Raw genomic sequence first — 2,481 nt, 5'->3', positions numbered from 1 at the left:
TGTCAAAAAAGCCTGGATCGCCGGGGAGAGCGCGAAGTAAGCCGTAAAGCCATTGCGCAGGGAATGTCGGAGTGTCTCCGCTGAACCTGTATGCTCGTGTGCGCTTTTGCTTTTGTTTTTATTGCACACGAGACCGCGGGTGCAGCGTGCACCCGGCATTCCCTGCGCCCTCGTTCTCGAGGCGCAAGACTTCCCAAGCAAAGCTCGGGCGACCAGCGCCGCGAGACCGTGAAACCGTATCTGCTGTTTGAAATTCAAGTTAATGAGCGTGGGCAGAGCGCAGCTGCGCCATGCCCACGGTGCCATCAAAAAGGTGTCGGGCGCAGGCATTTGCGCAACGCTCTCCGGCGGGCCAGGACCTGTCGATCCAATCGCGTCGCGGTTCATTTGAGGCAATTTCGCGAAGATGTCGGGCATTTGCCCGCTCGAACGCTTTTGACCTGCGGTCTATCTTCACGCAGTCGTGTGCGCGTCTGCGTAACAATTCTGACCCCGTTCCGTATCTTGGTCTGTCTCGTGTTGTCCTGGAGCGGTAGGTGCGCCTACGACGCGGGGACTGCGCGCCTCGGAATCAGCTGATCTGCGACCGCCAACCCGAAAGAGGACTGCCATGCGCCGAAGCCCCCTCCGCCTCTCGCTCGCTGCCGCCGCCGTCGGCGCGCTGGCGATCACGGCCTTCGTGGCCGGCCCCTCCCGCGCCGCGGAAGACGCGGTGATCATTCCGGCGCCTGCGGCCGACGTGCCGGCCACGGACGGCCAGCAGACGGTCGTCGTTTCCGGCGGCTGCTTCTGGGGCGTGCAGGGCGTGTTCCAGCATGTCGCGGGCGTCACCAGCGCCGTGTCCGGCTATGCCGGCGGCAACAAGTCCACCGCCAGCTATGAGACGGTCTCGACCGGCACGACAGGTCACGCCGAGTCGGTCCAGATCAAATATGACCCGAAAAAGATCAGCTACGGCAAGATCTTGCAGATTTTCTTCTCGGTCGCGCACGATCCCACCCAGCTGAACCGCCAGGGCCCGGATTCCGGGACGCAATATCGCTCGGCGATCTTCACCACCACCGACGAGCAGAAGAAGGTGACGGACGCCTATATCGCCCAACTCAACGCCGCCAAGGTCTACCCGAAGCCGATTGTCACCAAGGTCGGGCCGCTGCAGGGGTTCTATCCGGCAGAGGCCTATCATCAGGACTACCTGACGCTACACCCGAACCAGCCCTATATTGCGTATAACGACCTGCCGAAGGTCGAAAATCTCAAGAAGATCTTTGCGGACAACTACATCGAGAAGCCGACGCTGGTGGGCGACCTGAAGGCCACCAACTGAAGGGCGAGAAACGGAGGACCGATGGCCGAGATCAAAACCACTCAATTCAAGACCAGGGCGGATAGGGTCGAGAAAAGCGACGCCGAATGGCGGGCCGAACTGACGCCGATGCAGTATGCGGTGCTGCGCGAGAAGGCGACCGAGCGGCCGTTCTCCGGCGAATACGAGCATGAGCATCGGCCGGGCAGCTATATCTGCGCCGGTTGCGGGCAGACGTTGTTCGAATCGGATGCCAAATTCGATTCCGGTTGCGGCTGGCCCAGCTTTACCCAGCCGGCGACCGAGAGCCACGTCGACGAGGAGCGGGATTTCAGCCACGGCATGATCCGGACCGAGGTGCTGTGCTCGAAATGCAGCGGGCATCTCGGCCACGTCTTCAACGACGGGCCGGGTCCGACCGGCCTGCGCTACTGCATCAACTCGGCGGCCCTCAAGCTGCAGCCGAAATAGTGACGCGCGCTTCCGGCTTGGAACAGTACGGCGGATTGTGCTTTGCTGGGACAGGGGGGGTGGCGAGCTCGGCTCGTTCGCCGCCCGCTAGCGGGAGGCTGTCATGACGCTCGGGACGATTCTGATCATTTTGGTGATCATTTTTCTGTTGGGCGGCGTCAGCGGCAGATTCGGCGGCTATGGCTATGGCCTGGGCCATTCGGGAATCGGCCTGGGCGGGGTGATTCTGGTTGTATTGATCGTATTGCTCCTGCTCGGAAAACTTTAGGAGCAATAAGATATTGAAAAATAAAGGCTTATTCGAATATTCAAGAATCGGTTCCAGATTCATGATGAGCGTCGAGGGGATTCGCAATTTTGTCAAATCAGCCTATATTAGGGGGTGAAATGACAAGGCACGGAGCGCCGCCGGTCGCGGCCTGCCGTCCGTAAAAACCCCCGTCCGCCGCCTCGCGCTAGCGACAAGCCTAAGATAAGAGGTCCTCGACCATGCGTACGTTCAACTTCAACACCTCCGCCGAGCTTTTCCCAGCCGCGATCCGCAAAAAGAAACGTGCGGGCTTTGCCTACCGTCGGTTTGGGACCGCGGCCGAGGCGGTTCGCTTCGCGATGGAGGAATTGCCGGCGGACTCGCTGAACGGCGCCTATCTGCAAGTCGAGGAAGCACGCTTCGACCAGAGCGGCATTCGCACCTTGTATGAGAG

5 protein-coding genes are annotated in these 2,481 nt (G+C 60.7%); 4 read left to right on the top strand and 1 reads right to left on the bottom strand.

The genetic code is table 11. The features are described 5' to 3' along the window. Positions 1-417, bottom strand: a 417-nt coding sequence (locus tag WCB02_RS30745) for a hypothetical protein (RefSeq protein ID WP_423963982.1), incomplete at its 3' end; no start/stop codon positions are given. 193 nt (positions 418-610) lie between these two features. On the opposite strand from WCB02_RS30745, the gene msrA reads away from it, so the two are divergent. From msrA to WCB02_RS30725, 4 genes are all read left to right on the top strand, one after another. Next, entirely contained in the window at positions 611-1,327 is a 717-nt protein-coding gene (msrA, locus tag WCB02_RS30740; RefSeq protein WP_423963979.1) for a peptide-methionine (S)-S-oxide reductase MsrA, read from the top strand. Between the two features lie 21 nt (positions 1,328-1,348). After that, on the top strand, positions 1,349-1,777 hold the full coding sequence (gene msrB, locus WCB02_RS30735; protein ID WP_423963977.1) for a peptide-methionine (R)-S-oxide reductase MsrB: 429 nt from the start codon (positions 1,349-1,351) through the stop codon (positions 1,775-1,777). A gap of 103 nt (positions 1,778-1,880) precedes the next feature. Continuing rightward, on the top strand, positions 1,881-2,045 hold the full coding sequence (locus WCB02_RS30730; protein ID WP_423963975.1) for a DUF3309 family protein: 165 nt from the start codon (positions 1,881-1,883) through the stop codon (positions 2,043-2,045). Between the two features lie 221 nt (positions 2,046-2,266). Beyond that, positions 2,267-2,481: hypothetical protein (locus WCB02_RS30725; protein ID WP_423963973.1), on the top strand; the 215-nt coding region annotated here is incomplete at its 3' end.

Origin of the sequence: Bradyrhizobium sp., assembly GCF_049581145.1 — a bacterium.
Taxonomy (GTDB): domain Bacteria; phylum Pseudomonadota; class Alphaproteobacteria; order Rhizobiales; family Xanthobacteraceae; genus Bradyrhizobium.
Note: the sequence above shows the minus strand (reverse complement) of the source record. Positions and strands in the feature narration are given on the sequence as shown.